Source organism: Erythrobacter litoralis (assembly GCF_001719165.1).
In the GTDB taxonomy this organism is placed as follows: Bacteria; Pseudomonadota; Alphaproteobacteria; order Sphingomonadales; family Sphingomonadaceae; genus Erythrobacter; species Erythrobacter litoralis.
Genome location: NZ_CP017057.1, coordinates 2800706 through 2820468, shown reverse-complemented (window position 1 = coordinate 2820468; position 19763 = coordinate 2800706). Strand labels below are relative to the sequence as shown.

Here is a 19763-nt window from a genome sequence, read left to right as displayed (position 1 = left end):
GCACAGCATGCTGGCACAGGGCCGGCGCACTCACTAAATAGGCTTTCCATGACCGACACGACCTCCGAACAGCAAGCCGACATCGCCGTGGTCTCGATCGCTCAGCCGCTCGAGACGATCGCCGACGAACTGGGGCGCAGCTTCGCCGAATACGGCTTCGCGGTGATTCGCGACCACGGTATCCCGCAGGACCTGATCGATCGTGCGGAGGCGAAAAGCCGCGAATTCTTCGCCCTGCCCGATGGCGTAAAGCGCGCCTACAAGCTCGAGGGCGGCGGCGGTGCGCGCGGATACACCCCGTTCGGGACCGAAAAGGCGAAGGGCGCGGAAGTCTTCGACCTGAAGGAATTCTGGCATGTCGGGCGAACCCTGCCCGAGGGCCACCAGCTCGCCGAATTCATGGCCCCCAATATCTGGCCCGAGGAAGTCGCCGGTTTCGAGCAGACCTTTTTTGATCTTTTCGCCGCCTTCGAGACCGCCGGGCTGCGCGTGCTGGAGGCGATTGCGCTCCATCTGGGGCTCGAACGCGATTTCTTCGCACCGACGGTCGAGGACGGCAATTCGGTGATGCGCCTGCTGCATTATCCGCCGCTGGGCGATGACGCTCCCGAAGGCGCGATTCGCGCCGCAGCGCATGGCGACATCAACACGATCACGCTGCTTCTCGGGGCCGAGGAAGCCGGACTCGAACTGTTGACGAGGCAGGGCGATTGGCGCGCGGTCGACGTGCCGCCGGGCGCGCTGGTTATCAATGTCGGCGACATGCTGGAACGGCTCACCAATGGCCGCCTGCGCTCAACCACGCACCGGGTCGTCAATCCGCGCGGGGAAGCGGCGCGGCGTTCACGCTATTCAATGCCTTTCTTCCTCCATTTCCGGCCCGATTACGTGATCGAGCCGCTGGCAAGCTGCATCGGTGAGGGCCAGGATGCGCCCGAACCGATCAGCAGCCACGATTTCCTGATGCAGCGCCTGCGGGAAATCAATCTCGCCTGAGGGAGCAGCGTTCGCGTCCCACCTCACTCGTCTTGGCGCCCGGATGCGGGCGGGCATCGAAGCCGATGACGGAAATGTTACAGTGTGGGCGCGCGAACTACCCGGCAAAGCCCTGAAAATGCATTCTCCGCCAAAAAGGCGCAGTTCGTGGCTCGCATGCAACACATGTTGGTCAACTGCCGGGAATCAGGGGGTTTCGCTGGTCAGGGGAGGGGGGCGAAATTTCCGGTGAAGGAGGCTTGGCCGCGGTTTCACAAAACTGTCACAAAACCGTCAATTTTGTGCAGCGCAACGCACCTAGGAGCGGCCTCGGCTTTACTCCAACCTTCTCCAGGGGCTTTCCATGAAGATCAAATATCTCCTTGCAGCGAGCGTCGTCAGCCTCTCTGCAGCAACAATCGTAGCGACCCCGGCGGTCGCACAGCAGATTACCTCGGGCGTCGAGGGTCAGGTTACCGACGAAACGGGCAATGCGCTTCCCGGTGCGACGATCACCGTCACCGACGAACGCACCGGCGCCTCGCGCACCGCGACTTCGGGTTCGGGCGGCCAGTTCCGCGTGGTCAACCTGCAGCCGGGCGGTCCCTACAGCGTCACCGTTACCGCGCCCGGTTATGAAGGCCAGACCGTCGAGGACGTCTTCACCAACATCGGCGGTCGCCAGAGCTTCTCCTTCCAGCTGACCTCGGGCGCTGCCGAAACGATCATCGTAACGGGCGCGCGCGCTGGCGCCACCCAGCTCGCCGTCGGCCCCGGCACGGCCTTCGATTCCCAGACGCTCGAAGCCTTCCCGTCGATCACCCGCGACATCCGCGACATCATCCGCATCGACCCGCGCGTCGCGATCGACACGGCCAACGACGTTGACCGCATCTCCTGCCTCGGCGGCAACGACCGTTCGAACACCTTCACCGTCGACGGCATCGTCCAGGCCGACGTCTTCGGCCTCAACGGCACGCCCTTCGCCGCACGCAACGCGCTGCCGCTGCCGTTCGACGTGGTCGACCAGGTCTCGGTCGAATTCGCTCCGTTCGACGTCGAGTATTCGGAATTCACCGGCTGTCTCGTCAACGTCGTGACCCAGGCCGGTTCGAACGAATTCCACGGTTCGGCCTTCATCACCTATTTCGACGATGGGATGCTCGCCAACGAAGTAGACGGTCGTCCGCTCCAGGCCGGCAGCGAAAAGCGCTGGGGTGCGACCATCAACGGCCCGATCATCAAGGATCGCCTGTTCTTCTCGTTCGGCTATGAGGAAACCGACCTTGGGGATGGCAACGATTTCGGCCCGGCCGGCGGCGGCTTCGCCAACGAGGCGGACTTCGTCAGCCAGGCCCAGTTCGACGAATTCGCGCAGATCGCGCGCGACGTCTACGGTCAGGACGTTGGCGGATATCCGACCACCCTTCCGGAAAGTTCGGTTCGCTATTTCGGCCGTCTTGACTGGCAGATCGCCGATGGTCACCGCCTTGAGGGCACCTACCAGCGGCTCGAGGAAACCAATGTCGAATCCGACACTGGTGGCCAGAACCTCACCGGCCTCAACTCGTTCGAAGACGAAGGCACGATTTCCGACTATTACTCGGTTCGCCTGTACTCGGAATGGAGCGACACGATCTCCACCGAACTGCGTTTGAGCCGCGCCGAAGTCGGCGACGTGCAGGGTCCGTTCGGTTTCGGTGAAGCGCAGTCGGCCAATCCGACCGTGCGTCTCGCGGTCGGCGTCACTCCTGACGGCACGCCTGCCCAGGGTACCGGCGGCGTGACTGATCAGAACGGCCTGCTGACCACCGGCCCGGGCATCTTCCGTTCGGCCAACCAGCTCGACACCAAGATCGACCAGGCCCGTTTCCAAATGAACGTCGATGCTGGCGACGGCCACTTCCTGAAGTTCGGCGCCGAAATCAACGATCTCGAAGTGTTCAACCTGTTCGCGGTCAACGCGACCGGCACGCTGTTCTTCCGCAACCTCGACGATTTCCGCAACGGCATTGTCGCGAGCGGCGACTTCTCGAGCGTGTTCGGCGATCTTGCCGACGACCTGATCCTCGGCGACGATGGCGACTTCCTCGGCGGCGGCACAATCAGCGCCTCGCCGTCGGGCGACATCAACGAGGCCGCTGCGCTGTTCAGCCGCCGGATCTACTCGATCTATGCGCAGGACGAATGGCAGGCGACCGACCAGCTGTCGATCATCGCCGGCATCCGCGTGCAGATGTATGACGGCGATGCCCCGCCCGCGAACCCGAACTTCCTCGAGCGCTACGGCTTCACTAATGCGACCTCGTTCGGCCGCCTCGACACGCTGCTCCTGCCGCGTCTTTCGGCGACCTACGAATTCGACAATGACGGGTTCTTCTCGAACTCGCGTCTCACCGGCGGCGTCGGCGTCTTCTCCGGCGGCGACCCGGTGGTGTGGTTCTCGAACGCGTTCTCGAACAACGGCTTCAATGTCGGCGAAGGCTCGACCTTCTCGGCGGGCTGTGCCGGGTTCACCAATCCCGACGGTTCGTTCAACGTCCTGAACAACGGCCAGTTCACCGGCTTCCCGCAGTGCGCGATCGATGAAGGCTCGGCCCAGGCTGCCGAGGGTCTTGCCGACACCCAGTCGATCGATCCCGACATCGACATCCCGAGCGTGGTGCGTGCGAACATCGGTCTCGTCACCGATTTCGGCACCGAAACCGGCTTCTTCAGCAACTGGCGCCTGAACCTCGACTACATCTATTCGCGGTTCAACGATACGCTGAACTGGGTCGATCTGTCCCAGACGCCGAACCCGTCGGAGGGCCTCAACGGCTTCACCGTCGACGGTCGCCCGATTTACGACGCGATCGATCCGAGCAATGCCGGCTGCACCGCGCAGCTGCAGGGCACGGGCGGCACGCCGCCGGTCTACACCAACGTCAACGCGCCTTGCTTCAGCACGGGCCGCGATGACGAAATCCAGCTGACCAACGGTCCGAGCTTCGACAGCCACGTCTTCTCGGCGATCCTGTCGAAGACCTTCGAAAGCGGGCTCTTCACCTCGGGCGGCAGCACCCGACTGAACTTCGGCTATGCCTTCACCGACTCGAACAACAACCGGAATGCCGGTTCGTCGACCGCCACTTCGTCCTATGACGTGACCGCGGCCTTCGACCGCCAGAACCCGGCGGTGTCGACCTCCAACTTCGAGACCCGTCATAACATCACCGCGACGGTGAACTTCCGCGAGGAATTCTTCGACGGTTACGACACCAATATTGGGGTCTTCTTCCGGGCGCGTTCGGGTCTGCCCTACAGCCTGACCTTCGACGGCGGCGGCGTCTTCAACGACTCTTCGTCGGGTTCGGACAACGCGCTGCTCTACATCCCGACCGGCGTGAACGATCCGAACCTGTCGCCCGACAGCGATCCGGCTGCGGTGACTGCGCTGCTCGACTATCTCGCCACGAGCGAAGTCGGCGAACAGTGCAGCTTCAACCTCGGCGAGTCGGTCGCGCGCAACACCTGCAACAACGACTGGCATTTCGACATGGACCTGCGCTTCAGCCAGGAACTTCCGTTCCTCGGCAGCCTGACCGGGATTGCCAATGACCGGGTCGAGGTGTTCGCGGACTTCGCCAACTTCCTGAACCTGCTTGATGGTGGGTGGAACGTCCTGCGTGCCCGCGGCGAGTTCGTGGACCTGGTCGACGGCGACTACGACGACGAAGGTCGCTACGTGATCGACGGCTTCAACCCCGACGATCAGAACAACCTCGCCATCGGCCCTTCGGCCTGGCGGATCCAGATCGGCGCCCGCTACGAATTCTAATTCGTAGTCGTCCGGTCATCGGAACATGCGAGCGGCGGGGCCCAAACGGGCTCCGCCGCTTTCGTTTGGGTATGGCTTGGCGCACCCTTTGCGCTCTTGCCTGATTTGCATGAGGGGAGCGAAAGCCATTCGGAAATCCGTTTGTTCCGGTCCTTGCCCATGACGACGACAGATCAATCGGCGTCGGGTATGCCGCCGCTTCTGCCTATCCACAGGCGCTTCCGGCCCCCGGCTCCTGCGGAGCGCCATCGGCATCCGCCACGGCGAGCAATTCGCGAGCCAGCCTCTCTCGGAGCACCCGCATGCTCCATCGCGAGCGCCCTTCCGAGCGCGGCTGCCTGGTCGCCTAGCATTCCCCGCAGAACATCGCGGCAGTGCCCCCCCCCCCCGCAAGGCGGTGGAGTTTGCGCATGAGCGCTGCTCCCGAGGCGCTCGTGCCCGCCCCTTCACGTAAATGTGCGGTCGCAAGGCCTGCGACGGCAAGAACGAAGAACGCGCCCGCCCCGAGAATCGTGCCGAACAGGCTCTTGCGGTCGACACCGCCCATGACCGGCAAACCCGTCCCTGCTTTGGCGCCCTTCATGAAACCTGTCCTAGCGTTTGATCGCAATTCATCGCCCCATGCTGTAGGACGCGGCGCGCGAAAGCAGGCGGAGTTTGCTCCGAACTAGACGCAATCGGGAGCCACGGGGCCAGCATGGCCGATTTTTCCAACCGGGATGGAGCGAGGTCGCAGCGTGTGCGCTGGCCCCTGCTGTTTGGCATCGCCCTCGCTCATCTTGCCGGGCTCTATCTGCTTGGGAAACTGCTCGCTCCTGATTTCACCGGGGGGATCGAGCGCGAAGTGATCGCGGCCTTTTCGCTGGAAACCCCGCCTGCTCCGCCTCCGCCACCCGAAAACGAGATCGAGCCCGACGAAGGCGCACAAGCTGCACCGGGCAAGGAGGCGGTGCCGCAGCCGGTAACCGCGCCTGAACCAGAGATCGCTCTGCCAACACCCAGCCCGGTGCCGCAGTCATCATCGACCGGCGCGGCCGACCGTTCCGGTGCGCGCGCTTCGGGTGACGGGACCGGCGCTGCTGGGAGCGGCCCGGGGACGGGCTCGGGCAATCGCTGCGGCGGGCGCGGCGGGGTGGCGGTGACACGCCCGGTGCACGTCTCCGGGCGGATCGATGATGCACGCGACTATCCCGTCCCTCCCGGCGGGCGCGAGGTCCGGCGGGGGAGCGAGGTGATCGTGCGGGTGATCGTCGGTACGGACGGGCGCGCCCGCGACTGCACGATCTACCGCCCCAGTCCCGACCCCGAGGCCGATGCGATCACTTGTCGGCTGGTCGAACAGCGGCTCTGCTTCCGCCCAGCAATGGATGCGAGCGGGAACCCGGTGCCGGCACCCTTCTACTGGCGCCAGCGCTGGTTCTGAACATGGCGGCCGGGACGGGTCTCATGGCTGGTTTGCGCGGCCCGACTGAATTTTCGCGCGTCCTCCGCGCTCAGTGCTGGCATCGGCTGCCTGCGATGCTATATCTTCGCGCCGATGAGCGTGTCCGCCCCCATCCACCCGGTCATCCTGTGCGGAGGCAGCGGCACGCGGCTCTGGCCCGTCAGCCGCAAGGCCCGGCCCAAGCCGTTCCTGCCACTTGTCGGAAAGCGCACCCTGTTCGAAGCGGCGCAGGACCGGGTCGGCGATCCCGATCGCTTCGCCCCGCCGATCATCGTTGCCGGGCCCCAGCATCAAGACCTCATCGAAGCGCAAGCGCGCGGGGATCATCGCCTTGTCGTCGAGCCGGCGGCCAAGAACACCGCGCCTGCGATAGCGCTCGCCGCCGCCTTGCTCGCGCCCGATGACGTGATGCTGGTCTGCCCGAGCGATCACCACATCGCCGACGAAGCCGCATTCGGCGCCGCCGCCCTCGCCGCGACGGACCTTGCGCGAAAGGACTGGCTCGTCTCTTTCGGCATCGCGCCCGACCGTCCCGAGACCGGCTATGGCTACCTCCATCGCGGCGAGGAACTGCCCGGCGGCTTTCGCATCGCCCGCTTCGTCGAGAAGCCCGATCTCGCGACAGCGCAGAGCTATCTCGCCACCGGCGAATACAGCTGGAACGGCGGCATCTTCGCTTTCCGCGCGGGCAAGTTCCTCGAGGAGCTCAAACGACACCGGCCCGAAATGGCCGGCCTAGTGACCGAGGCGGTCGCGGGCGGTATCGAGGACAGATCGCGCTTCCATCCTGCAGCCGAACCCTTCGGAAGGATCGAGGGGGATTCGGTCGATTACGCGGTGATGGAGAACACGACCCGCGCCGCAATGGTACCGGTCGACATGGGCTGGTCCGATATCGGCAACTGGGACGCGCTTGCCGAGGCGCTGGCCGCCGAACCCGGGCTTGCCGACGGAACGGGCAATGTCGCGTTGGGGCGCGCCGATCTCTTCGGCTGTCGCGGCGTGCTCGCGATTAGCGACGGTCCGCGCGTCTCGGTCGTGGGGCTCGAGGACGTGTGCATCGTGGTGTCCGGGGGCGAGGTACTGGTCACGACCCGCGAAGGCGCTCAGCGCGTCGGCAAGCTGCCGGGGGCGAGCAATCAGGAGCAGGCACGATGAGCGGGCCCGTGCACCGGCTTCCCACCCGTATGGTCGAAAAAGTATGGGGCCGCGACCATCTTCCGCTCCCTTTCGAGGCGCTCGCCGGCACCCGCATCGGGGAAATCTGGTTCGAACCGCCGCCAGAACTGCCGCAGGTTCTCGTCAAATACCTCTTCACTTCGGAAAAACTCTCGGTCCAGGTCCATCCGAGCGATGCGAATGCCCTGCCCGGCGAGGCAGGCAAGGAGGAGTGCTGGCTGGTGCTCGACGCCGAACCGGGTGCGAAACTCGCGATCGGCTTTCGAGAACAGGTGAGGCCCGATCGGATCGAGGCGGCCGCGCTCGACGGGTCGATCGAGGACCTGCTCGAATGGCACGAGGCGAAGCCGGGTGACCTGTTCTACCTGCCCGCAGGCACGGTCCACGCGATCGGTCCGGGCCTTGTGCTGGTCGAGGTGCAGCAGTCGAGCGACACCACGTTCCGGCTCTACGATTACGGACGCCCGCGCGAACTCCACCTCGATCGCGCCATGGCAGTCGCGAAGGGCGAGCCCTATGCGGCCGAGTATCGCGGCAGCATAGCCGAGAGGGGAGAGCGCCTCGTCGACGGCCCCTTCTTCCGGCTCGACCGGATCGAGGGGGTGCCCTCGGACGACATCGCGGCAGACTATTCCGCTCCGCTGCTCGCCCTGCCGCTCGAAGGTTCGGTCGCTGCGCGCACCGGGCAGGCGCGTGCCCGGCCGGGCGAATGCCTGTGCGCGCCCGAAATGGGCACGCTCGATTTTTCGAATGCTGGGATCACCCTGCTGACCCGGGCCCGGAGCCTGGACGGATAGGGCTTCAGCGCAGGAGGCGCGTGCCTTCCTTCTTCATCGCACGCTCGATCGTTCCGCGCAGAAAGGACAGGGCGAGCGGCAGTTCCATCTCGATCGTCACGCTTTCCTCATGGATTTCGATAGCGCCTTTCAGTCGCTGGCCGACCACGGTGATGACCATGTCCATGTGGTCCTCGTCGCGCCATGTAGTGTCGAGATCCGCCATTCCAGGCGGGAAGAACTGGGCGATCTCGTGATGGCGTTCGTGCAGGCGGCGGCGGACTTCCTCGCGGCCGAGATCATGCGGAAGCGATACGCGCATCAGGATGCTTTCAGGATTTCGATTTTTCGCGGGTCGCGATCGACGGCGCGGGAAGCGGCGTGCCACTCGTTTCGAGATCGCCGCGCATGTCGGCAAGCAGCTCGTCGCCGCCATAGCGATAGTCGAGATAGCGCGATTTCACTGCCAGATCGTCGAGCGCGCCTTCGGCCAGCCGCCAGGTGACCCGTTCGACTTCGCCCGACAGGCGGGAGAGGCTCTCGGTCAGGCGCTCGTCGGCGGTCTTGCCGGCATGTTCCTCGCGCCGCAGGTGTTCAGGGATCTTGCGATAATTCTCGATGGTCTCGGGAATGTATTCGCCGATCAGCTCGCGCACCTCGGCAACCGCCGGATGCGCGGCGTCGATCGTCTCCAGCTGCAGGCCGAGCGCGTCAAGCTGCACGCCGAGCTGGTCCACCAACCGCACGGCGGGCGGGGGCAGGGCGGCGCGCTGGGCTTCGAGCCAGAGTTCGGTCCGTGCTACCATCTGCTGCGGATTGCCCTGCTTCAATTCGCTGCGCTTGGGCGGTTTCGGGGTCGGGGCGAGCGCGAAGACACCCACCGCGACGATCACCGCCAGCGCCAGCGCCATGACGCCCCAGAAGCCGATCCCGCCGATGATCCAGCCGGCAACCGCCGTGGCGATGAAGATCGCGACCAGCGCCGCGGCAAGCCAGGCGCCGCGGCGGATCAGATGCTTCATCTTGGCCTGCGCGCTGCCTTTTCCGATGCTGCCGGCCGGGCGATGCGTCCCGCCTTCGCGCTGCACCGCGAGCGAGGTTTTCGCCTCTTTCAGGATGCGCTCGGATTCGCTGGTGGTGTCGGGCATCGCGGCGGCGCTCAATTATCCAGCGCGAGCAGCGAGGGTTCCGAGGCCACCTTGGCCTGCGCCTGGGCCTGCCCTTCGGCGCGGGCGATATAGCCCTTCGACTTCTCGACCTCTTCGGACAGCACGGTGACGGTCTGCTTCATCGAGGACAGCGCACGGACCTTGAATTCGTCGACCTCGTCCATCGTGTCGTAGATGTTCTGGAAGGCGCGCTGGAGCGTTTCGAGCGGGATTGTCGAGGAGGCGGCCTGTTCGTGGATCTGGCCGGTCTGTTCGCGCAGCAGCGTGCTGGTCGAATCGATAATGTCGCTGGTGGTCTGGTTGAGATTGGTGATCTGCTGCAGCACCAGTTTCTGGTTGGTCATCGCCTGCGCCACGGTCACCGCCGTGCGCAGCGCGCTGACGGTGGTGGTGCTGGCGCGGTCGACGCCCTTGACCAGTTCGACGTTGTTCTTCTTGACGAGGTCGAGCGCGAGATAGCCCTGCACGCTCACCGCCATTTGCGTCAGCAGGTCCTGCGTACGCTGGCGGACGTAGAACAGCGCGCTCTCGCGCAGCGCCTTGGCCTTTTCGGGATCGCTTGCATCGAGCTCGTTCGCCTTCGCCTCCAGCCGCGCATCAAGGGTCTTGGCGATGTGGATCATCTGTTCGAGTTCGCCCATCGCCTCCCACAGTTTCTGGCGTTCGGTGTCGATCGCGGCATTGTCGAGATGCAGTTCCTTCTTGCCGGATTCGAGCCGTTCGAGGATCGCCTGGATGTGGCCCTGCGCGCTCGTATAGCTGTCGAAATAGTTCTTAAGCCGGTTACCGAATGGGATGATGCCGAACAGCTTGCGCGGGGCGAGCAGTTTCTGCTTGCGGCCGGGATCGAGGTCTTCGACCGTGCGGCGCAGTTCGGCCAGGTCCTTGCCCACGCTGCTGTCCTCGTCCATCGCGCGCACCGGACGGTCCAGGAACCGGTTCGAATGGCCCGCGGCGGCGCGGATCTGTTCCTGTCCCATGCGGGTGATCTGATCGACCTTCTCGCCGAATTCGGGCGAATTGGAATCGGCCGAGACAAGATCGGCGACGAAGGCATCAACCTTGCTGTCGAGCTTCGATTTCTGCTCAGAGGACACGGGCACGAGCCCGGCAGCCTTTTCCGGCGCCACCTGCGGCACCGGATCGGGCGGGGTGAGTTCGAAATCGCTCGCGGTCTTGGTCGCGGTCGCGATCTTGGTTTCGGGCGTTTCCTGCGTGCTCATGCGGCTCATCGTGCTCCCTCGGGGCCGCTTCGTTTTCGCGGCGCTCGCCTGTCCGGCTGTATTAGTGATCTAAGACACGTCTTTCAAGGCTCCCTCAAACTAGCGGCAAGCGATGGGGCGCGTCCATCGCTTTGAAGGCGGGCAGGCTGGTGCGGGGATGAAAATACGCTAGAAACGCGCCCCGGAGGGACTTTGCAAATGACCGACAACGCCGCCCCGGCCGAACCGCGCCGGCCCGACAGCGCTTCCCCGGCCGAGGACGCGCGCGAGCCCGACGCTGGCGCGCAAGCGGTTGCCGGTTCGCCCGCCGCGCGCAGCGAAGGCGGGATCGCCGGGATCGTCCAGAGCATCCGCCGCTGGTGGCTGACCGAAGTGACCGGCGCGGTCGACCAGGTCCAGGTCATCGCCGACCGCCGCGAGGAATGCCTGCTTTCCGAACGCTATCTGTTCATGATCGCGATGAGCGCCGGGATCGCCGTCGTCGGCCTGCTGCAATCCTCGACCGCGGTCGTGATCGGGGCAATGCTGCTTTCACCGCTGATGGGGCCGATCATGGGGCTGGGCTTCGCGCTCGCGATCGGGGACTATCACTGGCTCAAGCAGAGCGCCCGCAGCCTTGCGTGGGGGAGCGCGCTTGCGGTCCTGCTGTGCGCGCTGATCGTCTACGTGTCGCCAATCAAGACTATCACGCCCGAAATCGCCGCGCGGACCGAGCCGACCCTGTTCGACCTCATGGTCGCGCTCTTTTCCGGCATGGCGGGCGCCTATGCGATGATCCGCGGGCGCGCGGGCACGATCGTCGGGGTCGCGATCGCCACCGCGCTCATGCCGCCGCTCGCGACGGTCGGCTTTGGCCTTGCCACCCTCAACGGCACGGTGTTCTCCGGCGCGCTGCTGCTGTTCGTCACCAACCTCATCACCATCGCGCTCACTGCATGGGCCATGGCCCGGCTCTACGGGTTTCGCACCCGCCTGTCCGAACGGCAGACGCAGGCGCAGAATCTCGCTGTCGTGCTGGTCTTCGTGATGCTCGCGATCCCGCTCGGCTTCTCGCTCCAGCAGATCGCCTGGGAAGCGAATGCGCAGCGCATCGTGCGCTCCGAGATCGAGGAGACCTTCGACCCGCGCTCGGAGGTCTTCGCACTCGAAACGGATTTTAACAGCCAGCCGATCTCGGTCGCCGCGACCGTCTTCACCCCGGCCTTGAGGGAAGATGCCGAGCTCGACATCGAGCGCGCGCTGGCGAAGCGGCTCGGCCAACCGGTCGAACTGACGCTGGTGCAGGACGAGGTCGGAAGCAATGCCGGCGCGGCCGAACAGGCGCAGCTTTCCGCCGCCCGTGACCGCGAGGAGGCGGCTGCGCGTGCCCGGGCTGATGCCCTGGCCCTGCGACTCGCGCTGGTCGCCGGGGTCGGCGAGGATGACGTGACGATCGATCGCACCCGGCGCCGCGCGGTGGTGCGTGCGCGCCCGCTCGAAGGGGCGAACATTGCGACCTATCGCGCGCTCGAGGCGCGCATAAGCGCTACGGAGCAGGACTGGACGATCGAGGTCATCCCGCCCGCTGCCGCCCTGCCCACCGGCTTCGCCTTTAACGAGGAGGGCCTGCCTACCGCCCCGGCGCGGCGCGCGCTCGAAACGCTTGCCTGGGCGGCGGGACGGATCGACCTGCCGGTGGTTCTGGTCGGCAATGACGAGGATGCGGAGCGGGCACGCACCTATCTCGCCGAGCGCGGCATCACCGTCGAATTGCGCGAGGAACGCGGAGATTTGCGCGCCGAATGGGGCGCACTGCCGGCGGAGTGATGCGCCTCGCTCAGGCGGCGAGCTTGAGCGGGACGATCTCGCCCGACAGGTAGAGCTTCTTCGCCTTGGCCCGCGACAGCTTGCCCGAGGATGTGCGCGGCAGCGTGCGCGGCGGGACGAGTTCGACGACGCAGCTCATGCCCGTCACCGAACGCACCTTGTCCGCGATCAGTTCGCGCAGGCGAATTCGTTCGGCAGGATCGGAGACGCGGCAATGGACCAGCACCGCGGGTGCTTCCTCGCCTGTCTCGGTCTCGATCGCGAAAGCGGCGATGTCGCCATGATTGAAGCCGGGCAGCTGCTCAACCGCCCATTCGATGTCCTGCGGCCAGTGGTTCTTGCCGTTGATGATGATCATGTCCTTCGCCCGGCCGACGATGAACAGGTAGCCGTTCGCCATGTAACCCATGTCGCCGGTGTCGAGCCAGCCGTCGACCAGACAGTCACGCGTCGCTTCCTCGTTGCGGAAATAGGAATGCATGACGCTGGGGCCGCGGCACCACACCTTGCCGATGTGATGGTCGGCGCGCGATTCCCCGTCCTCTCCGCGGATTTCGACCTCCATGTCGGGCAGCGCCTTGCCGCAATTGACGATCGCGCGGTACCGGGCGGGGCGGGAGATGTCGCGCGGCGCGCCCGACAGGCGCTCCTCCTCGACCAGTTCGACGCGGATGCCTTCGCCCGGCGGCATGACCGTGACCGCGAGCACCGCCTCGGCAAGGCCATAGGAAGGGGTGAAGGCCGAGGCGCGAAAGCCCGCGTCGGAAAAGGCATTGACGAAATTCTGCATAACGTCCGGGCGGATCATGTCCGCTCCGTTGCCCGCGACCCGCCAGCGCGACAGGTCGAAACGTTCGGCGACGTTCGACTGGCTCGATATCCGGCGCGCGCAGATGTCATAGCCGAAGGTCGGCGAATAGGAGAGGGTGTAGCCTGGATTGCGGCTGATCATGTCAAGCCAGGCAAGCGGGCGGCGGGCGAAGGCATCGGGTTTCAAGAAATCGCCCGACACCTGATTCGCGATCAGCGACAGGAAACAGCCGACGAGGCCCATGTCGTGATACCATGGCAGCCAGCTGATGCAGCGATCGTTCTCGCCCAGATGCATCGTCGTCGAATGGCCGTAGAGATTGTGCAGCAAGGCCTTGTGCGTGACCGCGACCCCGGTCGGGAAGCGGGTCGAGCCGGACGAATATTGCAGGTAGCAGATATCGTCCGGAGCGGCTTCGGGCAGGTCGCATCCGGGCGCCTCGGCCTCGGCGAATTCCTGCCAGCTCGATGCCTTGCATCCCTGCCGCGCCGCAGCGGCCGAGGCCATCTCGGCGATCTCGGCAGGATAGATCAGCAGTTTCGGGTCCGAACTTTTCAGCTGGACCGCGAGCTGGTCGATATAATTCTCCTTGCCGCCGAAGGTCGTCGGCAGCGGCAGCGGAACGGGCCAGGCCCCGGCATAGACGCAGGCGCAGAACAGGGCGGCGAAATCGGGCCCGGTTTCAGCGATCAGCGCGACCCGGTCGGCCTTGCCGATCCCGGCGCCAACAAGGCGGCGCGCCATGACGAGCGCGTCCTCGCGCATTTCCCGATAGGGATACACCCTCTCGAGCACGCCCCGCATGTCATGGAAATTGAGGCCCTTCTCGCTCTTCGCAGCGTAGTCGATAGCCTCGCTGAAAGTCGCGAAATCCGCGCGGCGGCGCGGCAAGTCGCAATCGTTCGGCGTCGGCGTCAAGGCGGCGTCGGTCATTGTCCCTCGCGATACCCGTTATCTGCAGCGCGGCTCTTGCGCGCGATATCGTGCCCATTCATGGTTCGGGAAACTCTCCCCGAGACGATCCAAATTTTCCCATTTGATAAGGACTGTGGCACGAATAAGGCGAAATGGTTTCACCTCCACATCAATCGTCACAGCGCCGTAGCGAGAAAACAGGCGAGCGCAAGGGGCAGGCGGGCCATGGAAAGGCCGCGCGCAGGAACCCGCTGGACTCCGAAACGCTGCGCGATCTCGCCCTGTCCTATGCCGCGCGCTATGCGACGACCGGCGCGAAGCTCGAAGCCTATCTCGCCCGCAAGATCCGCGAGCGCGGGGTCGCGGAAGACGGCGAGGGCCGCTTGGTGGAACTCGATGTCGGCGCGCTCGTCGCGCGGCTCGTGGAACTCGGCTATGTCGATGACGATGCTTTCGCGCGGGCCCGGTCGCGCGATCTCACGACGCGCGGATACGGTGCGCGCCGGGTCGAACAGGCGCTGTGGGCGGCCGGCGTCGAAGAGGAGGTGCGCGGTGAACACGCCCCTGGCGAAGCCGAACGACGCCGCGCGGCGATGCTGATGGCGCGAAAACGCGGCTTTGGCCCCTATGCCCGCGGCGAGGCTGCCGAGGCGGAGGATGAGCCCTCGCCGCCGATCGATCCCGCACGGCGAGAAAAGCAGATTGCGGCAATGCTGCGCGCGGGCCATGATTACGAGCATGTCCGAAAGGTGCTGGAGGCCTCGGTGCGCGCCGACCTGGAGGATTGGCTGGCCGAAGCCGAAGCCGAAGAGGAAGACCAAAGACGATGACATCCGCCGCCATCAAGCGTCCGCCCTTTGCGGGGCTTTTCGTCGGGCTCGCCGCCGTGCTCTCCTGTGCCTGCTCGCCGGTGCAGAGCGCCGAGCAGTTCGCGCCCGCCGCAACGGCCGAGCAATCCGCTGATCAGCCTGAACGCCATTCCGAATCTGGCCTGCCGCTGATCGAGGTCACGGTGGTGCGCGGGGAACGGCGCATCGTTTTCGAAACCGAAGTCGCCGACACCCCGCAGGCGCAGGCGCGCGGCATGATGTTCCGAACCGAGATGGGCGATGACGAGGCCATGCTGTTCCCCTCCGAAAGGCCGGCGCAACGCAATTTCTGGATGAAGAACACGCCCCTGCCGCTCGACATCATCTTCATCGGGGTCGACGGGCGGATTAGCAATATCGAGAGGGGTGTGCCCTACGAACTCGAATCGGTCGGGTCGGACGGCCTGGCAAGCGCGGTACTGGAGATTCGCGGCGGGCTGTCCGCGGAGCTCGGCATCGTGGCGGGCGACCGGGTCGAATATGACTGGCCGCAATGAGGTACGGTAATTGAGGTTCGGCATCGCAGGTCCGGGAATGAAGGTCGGACCGACAGTCCCGCTTGAAGGCGGCGCGCAAACGCAGTAACCGCGCCGGTTATGGGAATCCTCTCCAAGATATTCACCTGGTGGGACGGCGCGACGATCGGCACCCACTTCTGGGCGAGCCGCGTGGGCGCCGAACATGTCGGCACTGATGCGCAGGGCAACAAGTATTATCGCGCAAAGCCGAAACACCTCGAGGGCCGCGTCGACGGCTCCTATACCAGCCGCGAAAAACGCTGGGTGATCTACGCCGGCAACAACGATGCGAGCCGCGTGCCCAGCGAATGGCACGGCTGGCTCCACGGCGCGTTCGACGACGTGCCCGAAAGCCACCTGCCGCCGCCCAAGATCTGGGAAGCGGACTACACTCCGAATTTGACCGGCACCGCAAAGGCCTACCGGCCGCAGGGCGCGCTCGAGCGGGGCGGGCGGCGCGCGCCGGCCGACGGCGATTACGAGGCGTGGGTTCCGGGCAGCCCCGAAGGCTGAGGGGCGCAGGCGATGCGCGCTTTTCTATCCGCCGCGCTTGCATGCGCCGCGCTGCTGCCTGCGGCGTGCTCCGATAGCGAGGAAGAGGCAGGTCCGGTGGACGAACCGGCCGCGAGCGGCGACGCCTCGCCCGCGGCGGGAAGCTCTGCGACGACCGAGCGCGGGATCCGGCAGGATGCGATCGAGGGGGCCACGCCCAACGAGGAGCGGGTGGCGACGCTCGGCCTGCTGAACAAGCGCAACAACCTGTCCGAGGACATCGAACTCAAACCCGGCGAATCGCGCGAGATCGGGCCGGTGATCGTCACGCTCGCCACCTGCGAGCGCACGCCGCCCTGGGAAATGCCCCAGGAAACCGGCGCCTTCGTTCAGGTCGATGTGCTCGAGCGCGGCGAGAGCGAGCATAGGCGCGTCTTTTCCGGCTGGCTGTTCAAGCAATCGCCCAGCCTCAACGTGGTCGAACACCCGATCTACGATGTTTGGGTCAAGGATTGCGCGATGCGTTTCCCGGGCGAGGAAGACCTGCCCGCGCCTTCGCAAGACTGATCTCCGGTCATGAAATGTCGCCACGCCGCGCCGAGGCTCGCCTTCGGCTCGCCGCGCGCTGCGGCTACCCGGTGCATGTAATCCGCCTGCGTGATCTCCTGCGCTCCCATGCTGGCGAGGTGATCGGTCATGAACTGGCAGTCGAGCAGCGCAAAGCCCGCCTGCCGCATGAGCGCGACGAGCCAGCACAGCGCGACCTTGCTGGAATTGTCGGCGCGGCTGAACATGCTTTCGCCGCAGAAAACGCGGTCGAACGAAACTCCGTAAAGCCCGCCGACGAGCCGGGGCTCGCCCTCGTCCCCGTCCTGGGCCCAGCATTCGATCGAATGGGCGTGGCCAGCACGGTGAAGCCCGCAATAGGATTGCACGATCCGTTCGCTGATCCAGGTTTCCGGATGTCCTGGTCGCGGTTCGGCGCAGGCGCGCACGACATCCTCGAAGCGGCGGTTGACCGTGACCGCGAAGGCATCGCGGCGCAGAACCTTGCGCATGCTTTTCGAGACATGGATTGCGCTGAGCGGGAGGATCGCCCGGTCGCGCGGCTCGACCCAGAAGATATCCTGATCGTCGCGCCGGTCGGCCATCGGAAAGATACCGCTGCGATAGGCCAGCAGGAGCGTTTCGACTGGGATGGGGGCGCGAAAGGGGGAATGCATGGTGTCGGGCTTCATTCTAACAGCTTGCAGCGGACCTTCCAGCAATGTTTCCCGCCCCCCACCCGTTCCACCGGATTTGCCGCCTCGCCTGGTGGCGCCATAAGTGTTGCCTATCGCGCGGGGCTGGGATAGAGCGCGCCACTCCTGCAGGGGTGTAGCTCAGCTGGTAGAGCATCGGTCTCCAAAACCGAGGGCCACGGGTTCGAATCCTGTCACCCCTGCCATTTCCCTTTCTTCGGAATGTCTCGACGCGGCTCGTCTCGCATGCGGCGCGCGGCGACCTTCACCCGAAGTCTCGGAACGATAGGCTGTGCCCCCTGTTGTTTATGCGAAGCGCAAGTAAAACAAGCAGAAACAAGGAGATGAACGCAATGACCGCTGTTCGAATCCATACGAGCGCTCCCGATCGCTGGAGCAATCCACGGCCCCATACCGATGCGGCGATCCGCCGGGCCAAGCACGGCCCGATTCGCCCGATGCAAGAGCCGAGCTGGCTCGAGAAGCTGTTCGGAATGGTCTGACCGCTCAACTCTCGAAAGAGAAAGGCGCCCGGTCCTCGCGAGAGGGTCGGGCGCTTTCCTTTCGGGTACACTGATCGCCAGGTCCCCGCTAAAGCGAAGAACGCGATGATGGCGGCCATCTCACTGAACGGCCGGGCCGCCGTCTAGACGAGTTGGGCCGCAAGCGCTGCATTCGAACCGTTTGCGGCCTTTTGCGAAAACCCGCGTTCTTTCAGCCGATCGGCGTTCTGCAGCCCGGACGACGCCCTCGCGACGATTCGGACAGGTCGGACAGGCAAGCGGATGCGTTCAATATTCCTCGGGCTCTTCGGGCGTGTCGACCGTGTGGGTGCGACCTGCGTCCTTGATGCCCTTTGCAAGCTTGAACACAACGCCCGACAAAAGCAGCAGCGCGACGAGGTTGGGCAGCGCCATGGCCGCGTTGGAGATGTCGCCCAGGCGCCAGACCAGTTCGGAAGGCTGCGCGGCCGCGAGCCAGATCACGACGCACCAAAGCACCCGCCAGATGATGTGCAGCGCACGCTCTCCCCCGCGGGTGGAACCCGGGATGCGATCATAAAGGAAGGTGATCGCCCGCTCGCCGTAATAGCTCCAGGTCAGCAGGGTCGTGAAGACGAACAGGATCAGCGCGATGCTGGCGACCAGGGTGCCGATCGCTATCCCCGCGAGTTCGATCGGGAAGGCGGCGGCAAAGGCACCGCTGGTCATCTCGAAACCGACCCGGTCGGATTGCCACGCATGCAGCACCGATTCGCCGCCTGCGGTGAAGTCTCCGCGCACGGTGAGGATCACGAGCGCGGTCATGGTGCAGATAACGATCGTGTCGATGAAGGTGCCGAGCATCGCCATGCGGCCCTGCTGCTCGGGATCGTCGGTCTGGGCGACGGCATGCGCGATCGCGGTCGAACCCTGGCCCGCCTCGTTCGAGAAGAGGCCGCGTGCGACCCCCGCTCTCAGCGCGACGATGAAGGCCGCTCCCGCGAAGCCGCCGACCGCCGATTGCGGGTTGAACGCGCCGTAGAAGATCAGCGCGAAGGTTTCGGGCAGGTCGCCGAAATTGAGGATCAGCGCGGTCACCGCCATGATGACATAGGCGCCGGCCATGAACGGGATCACCTTTTCGGCAACGCTGCCGATCGACTTGATCCCGCCGATGATGACGATGAAGACCAGCACCGCGACGATGGCTCCGCCGATCGCTTCCTCGATACCGAACAGCTCCTTGAGCCCGTCGGCGACGGCATTGGCCTGGATCGAATTGCCGGTGACGAGCGCGGAGAACAGCGTGCCGAGGCAGAATATGATCGCCAGCCAGGTCCATTTCGGCCCGAGGCCCATCATGATGTAGGTCATCGGCCCGCCGCGCAGGGTCCCGTCGCTGGTGCGTTCGCGGTACCGGATCGCAAGGCTGCCTTCCGCGAAGGCGAGCGCCATGCCGAAAAGGGCGGTGATCCACATCCAGAAGATCGCGCCCGGCCCGCCGAGTGCGATGGCGGTCGCAACGCCTGCGAGATTACCCGTGCCGACCTGTCCCGAAAGCGCCGTCGAAAGCGCGGCGAACGGGCTGATCTCGCCCGCGCCCTGTCCCTTGCGGCCTGCGAACAGGCCCTTGAACGCGCTCCCCAGTTTGACGATCGGATAGAATTTGAGGCCGATCATGATCCACAGCCCGATCCCGAGCAGGATGATCGTCATGGGCGGAAAGGCGATGATCTCCTCGCCGTTCCAGGTGCCACCCCAGATGAAATCGGAAACATTCGTGATCGGCTCGATCCACGCATCCGCGCCGGTCGGTGCTGCAGCCATTGGCGGCTATCCCCTGAAATCTAGTATCCCCGTGAGCGCCCCGGACCTCATCTCCCGGTTCGCATTTCGGCGCGCACGCTAGGGCCGCGCGCTGGCCGTGGCTAGCCCCAATGTTGCAGTGCGATGTCAGCGCTGCGCCATCGGCACGCACCCGCTTGCCTTTGGCGGCGGAGGCGCGTAAGTGTTTTGCCGAATTTCCGACATCGGTAGCTTTTC

The 19763-nt window shown here is 65.2% G+C and carries 18 protein-coding genes and 1 tRNA gene; 12 read left to right on the top strand and 7 right to left on the bottom strand.

All coding sequences use genetic code 11. The features are described from left to right. Positions 1-48 precede the first annotated feature (48 nt). Positions 49-996, top strand: coding sequence for an isopenicillin N synthase family dioxygenase (locus tag Ga0102493_RS13425; RefSeq protein ID WP_034906767.1), 948 nt, complete (start codon positions 49-51; stop codon positions 994-996). A gap of 343 nt (positions 997-1339) precedes the next feature. Next, positions 1340-4795, top strand: a complete 3456-nt coding sequence (locus Ga0102493_RS13420; protein WP_034906770.1) for a TonB-dependent receptor — start codon at positions 1340-1342, stop codon at positions 4793-4795. A 346-nt stretch (positions 4796-5141) separates the two neighbouring features. Here Ga0102493_RS13420 and Ga0102493_RS13415 read toward each other — a convergent pair whose 3' ends face one another. Next, entirely contained in the window at positions 5142-5378 is a 237-nt protein-coding gene (locus Ga0102493_RS13415) for a hypothetical protein (protein WP_069297555.1), read from the bottom strand. 114 nt (positions 5379-5492) lie between these two features. On the opposite strand from Ga0102493_RS13415, the gene Ga0102493_RS13410 reads away from it, so the two are divergent. The 3 genes from Ga0102493_RS13410 (at position 5493) to Ga0102493_RS13400 (ending at position 8215) form a co-directional block, all read left to right on the top strand. Further along, a complete protein-coding gene (locus Ga0102493_RS13410; protein ID WP_034906777.1) occupies positions 5493-6218 on the top strand; it encodes an energy transducer TonB in 726 nt (241 codons plus the stop codon). A gap of 114 nt (positions 6219-6332) precedes the next feature. Beyond that, the gene (locus Ga0102493_RS13405) at positions 6333-7397 is read left to right on the top strand and encodes a mannose-1-phosphate guanylyltransferase (RefSeq protein ID WP_034906780.1); all 1065 of its coding nucleotides are present in this window, start codon (positions 6333-6335) and stop codon (positions 7395-7397) included. Continuing rightward, on the top strand, positions 7394-8215 hold the full coding sequence (locus tag Ga0102493_RS13400) for a class I mannose-6-phosphate isomerase (protein WP_034906784.1): 822 nt from the start codon (positions 7394-7396) through the stop codon (positions 8213-8215). Before Ga0102493_RS13405 ends, Ga0102493_RS13400 begins: the two co-directional genes overlap by 4 nt. A 4-nt stretch (positions 8216-8219) precedes the next feature. Here Ga0102493_RS13400 and Ga0102493_RS13395 read toward each other — a convergent pair whose 3' ends face one another. From Ga0102493_RS13395 to Ga0102493_RS13385, 3 genes are read right to left on the bottom strand one after another with little or no spacing between them, the layout of a single operon-like run. Further along, positions 8220-8516, bottom strand: a complete 297-nt coding sequence (locus tag Ga0102493_RS13395; RefSeq protein WP_034906786.1) for a polyhydroxyalkanoic acid system family protein — start codon at positions 8514-8516, stop codon at positions 8220-8222. A 10-nt stretch (positions 8517-8526) separates the two neighbouring features. Beyond that, on the bottom strand, positions 8527-9342 hold the full coding sequence (locus tag Ga0102493_RS13390; protein WP_034906788.1) for a hypothetical protein: 816 nt from the start codon (positions 9340-9342) through the stop codon (positions 8527-8529). An 11-nt stretch (positions 9343-9353) separates the two neighbouring features. Further along, positions 9354-10586 carry a toxic anion resistance protein gene (locus Ga0102493_RS13385; protein WP_034906902.1) on the bottom strand — a complete coding sequence of 411 codons (1233 nt, stop codon included), beginning with the start codon at positions 10584-10586 and terminating at the stop codon, positions 9354-9356. 198 nt (positions 10587-10784) lie between these two features. Between Ga0102493_RS13385 and Ga0102493_RS13380 the strand changes: the two genes are divergently transcribed. Beyond that, on the top strand, positions 10785-12392 hold the full coding sequence (locus tag Ga0102493_RS13380) for a TIGR00341 family protein (RefSeq protein WP_051698476.1): 1608 nt from the start codon (positions 10785-10787) through the stop codon (positions 12390-12392). 10 nt (positions 12393-12402) lie between these two features. Here the strand turns inward: Ga0102493_RS13380 and Ga0102493_RS13375 are convergent, their stop codons facing one another. After that, positions 12403-14136: a fatty acyl-AMP ligase gene (locus Ga0102493_RS13375; RefSeq protein WP_034906790.1), complete on the bottom strand. Its 1734-nt coding sequence runs from the start codon at positions 14134-14136 to the stop codon at positions 12403-12405. Between the two features lie 134 nt (positions 14137-14270). Here Ga0102493_RS13375 and Ga0102493_RS13370 point away from each other — a divergent pair, with 134 nt between their 5' ends. From Ga0102493_RS13370 to Ga0102493_RS13355, 4 genes are all read left to right on the top strand, one after another. Continuing rightward, positions 14271-14948, top strand: coding sequence for a regulatory protein RecX (locus Ga0102493_RS13370; RefSeq protein WP_081845801.1), 678 nt, complete (start codon positions 14271-14273; stop codon positions 14946-14948). After that, on the top strand, positions 14945-15484 hold the full coding sequence (locus tag Ga0102493_RS13365; protein WP_051698477.1) for a DUF192 domain-containing protein: 540 nt from the start codon (positions 14945-14947) through the stop codon (positions 15482-15484). The genes Ga0102493_RS13370 and Ga0102493_RS13365 overlap by 4 nt, the downstream gene beginning before the upstream one ends. A 99-nt stretch (positions 15485-15583) precedes the next feature. Then, positions 15584-16018: an NADH:ubiquinone oxidoreductase subunit NDUFA12 gene (locus Ga0102493_RS13360; RefSeq protein WP_034906793.1), complete on the top strand. Its 435-nt coding sequence runs from the start codon at positions 15584-15586 to the stop codon at positions 16016-16018. Positions 16019-16030: 12 nt separating this feature from the next. Then, positions 16031-16564 (top strand): DUF2155 domain-containing protein, encoded by a 534-nt coding sequence (locus Ga0102493_RS13355; protein ID WP_034906796.1) that lies wholly within the window; start codon positions 16031-16033, stop codon positions 16562-16564. Here the strand turns inward: Ga0102493_RS13355 and aat are convergent. Next, complete coding sequence (gene aat, locus Ga0102493_RS13350) at positions 16489-17235, bottom strand: leucyl/phenylalanyl-tRNA--protein transferase (RefSeq protein WP_236922233.1); 747 nt, start codon at positions 17233-17235, stop codon at positions 16489-16491. The genes Ga0102493_RS13355 and aat overlap by 76 nt on opposite strands. Positions 17236-17368: 133 nt before the next feature. Between aat and Ga0102493_RS13345 the strand changes: the two genes are divergently transcribed. Together Ga0102493_RS13345 and Ga0102493_RS16185 are read left to right on the top strand one after the other, a co-directional pair. Then, positions 17369-17444, top strand: a tRNA-Trp gene (locus tag Ga0102493_RS13345). A 147-nt stretch (positions 17445-17591) separates the two neighbouring features. Further along, positions 17592-17741, top strand: coding sequence for a hypothetical protein (locus Ga0102493_RS16185; protein WP_161490070.1), 150 nt, complete (start codon positions 17592-17594; stop codon positions 17739-17741). Positions 17742-18029: 288 nt separating this feature from the next. On the opposite strand, the gene Ga0102493_RS13340 is transcribed toward Ga0102493_RS16185, so the two are convergent. Continuing rightward, positions 18030-19547: an alanine/glycine:cation symporter family protein gene (locus Ga0102493_RS13340; RefSeq protein WP_034906799.1), complete on the bottom strand. Its 1518-nt coding sequence runs from the start codon at positions 19545-19547 to the stop codon at positions 18030-18032. Positions 19548-19763 lie beyond the last annotated feature (216 nt).

Bases quoted from the DNA above. Each gene is read 5' to 3' on its own strand.
- Ga0102493_RS13425 (WP_034906767.1), top strand. From the start codon at position 49: ATGACCGACACGACCTCCGAACAGCAAGCCGACATCGCCGTGGTCTCG.
- Ga0102493_RS13420 (WP_034906770.1), top strand. From the start codon at position 1,340: ATGAAGATCAAATATCTCCTTGCAGCGAGCGTCGTCAGCCTCTCTGCA.
- Ga0102493_RS13415 (WP_069297555.1), bottom strand. From the start codon at position 5,378: ATGAAGGGCGCCAAAGCAGGGACGGGTTTGCCGGTCATGGGCGGTGTC.
- Ga0102493_RS13410 (WP_034906777.1), top strand. From the start codon at position 5,493: ATGGCCGATTTTTCCAACCGGGATGGAGCGAGGTCGCAGCGTGTGCGC.
- Ga0102493_RS13405 (WP_034906780.1), top strand. From the start codon at position 6,333: ATGAGCGTGTCCGCCCCCATCCACCCGGTCATCCTGTGCGGAGGCAGC.
- Ga0102493_RS13400 (WP_034906784.1), top strand. From the start codon at position 7,394: ATGAGCGGGCCCGTGCACCGGCTTCCCACCCGTATGGTCGAAAAAGTA.
- Ga0102493_RS13395 (WP_034906786.1), bottom strand. From the start codon at position 8,516: ATGCGCGTATCGCTTCCGCATGATCTCGGCCGCGAGGAAGTCCGCCGC.
- Ga0102493_RS13390 (WP_034906788.1), bottom strand. From the start codon at position 9,342: ATGCCCGACACCACCAGCGAATCCGAGCGCATCCTGAAAGAGGCGAAA.
- Ga0102493_RS13385 (WP_034906902.1), bottom strand. From the start codon at position 10,586: ATGAGCACGCAGGAAACGCCCGAAACCAAGATCGCGACCGCGACCAAG.
- Ga0102493_RS13380 (WP_051698476.1), top strand. From the start codon at position 10,785: ATGACCGACAACGCCGCCCCGGCCGAACCGCGCCGGCCCGACAGCGCT.
- Ga0102493_RS13375 (WP_034906790.1), bottom strand. From the start codon at position 14,136: ATGACCGACGCCGCCTTGACGCCGACGCCGAACGATTGCGACTTGCCG.
- Ga0102493_RS13370 (WP_081845801.1), top strand. From the start codon at position 14,271: ATGGTTTCACCTCCACATCAATCGTCACAGCGCCGTAGCGAGAAAACA.
- Ga0102493_RS13365 (WP_051698477.1), top strand. From the start codon at position 14,945: ATGACATCCGCCGCCATCAAGCGTCCGCCCTTTGCGGGGCTTTTCGTC.
- Ga0102493_RS13360 (WP_034906793.1), top strand. From the start codon at position 15,584: ATGGGAATCCTCTCCAAGATATTCACCTGGTGGGACGGCGCGACGATC.
- Ga0102493_RS13355 (WP_034906796.1), top strand. From the start codon at position 16,031: ATGCGCGCTTTTCTATCCGCCGCGCTTGCATGCGCCGCGCTGCTGCCT.
- aat (WP_236922233.1), bottom strand. From the start codon at position 17,235: ATGAAGCCCGACACCATGCATTCCCCCTTTCGCGCCCCCATCCCAGTC.
- Ga0102493_RS16185 (WP_161490070.1), top strand. From the start codon at position 17,592: ATGACCGCTGTTCGAATCCATACGAGCGCTCCCGATCGCTGGAGCAAT.
- Ga0102493_RS13340 (WP_034906799.1), bottom strand. From the start codon at position 19,547: ATGGCTGCAGCACCGACCGGCGCGGATGCGTGGATCGAGCCGATCACG.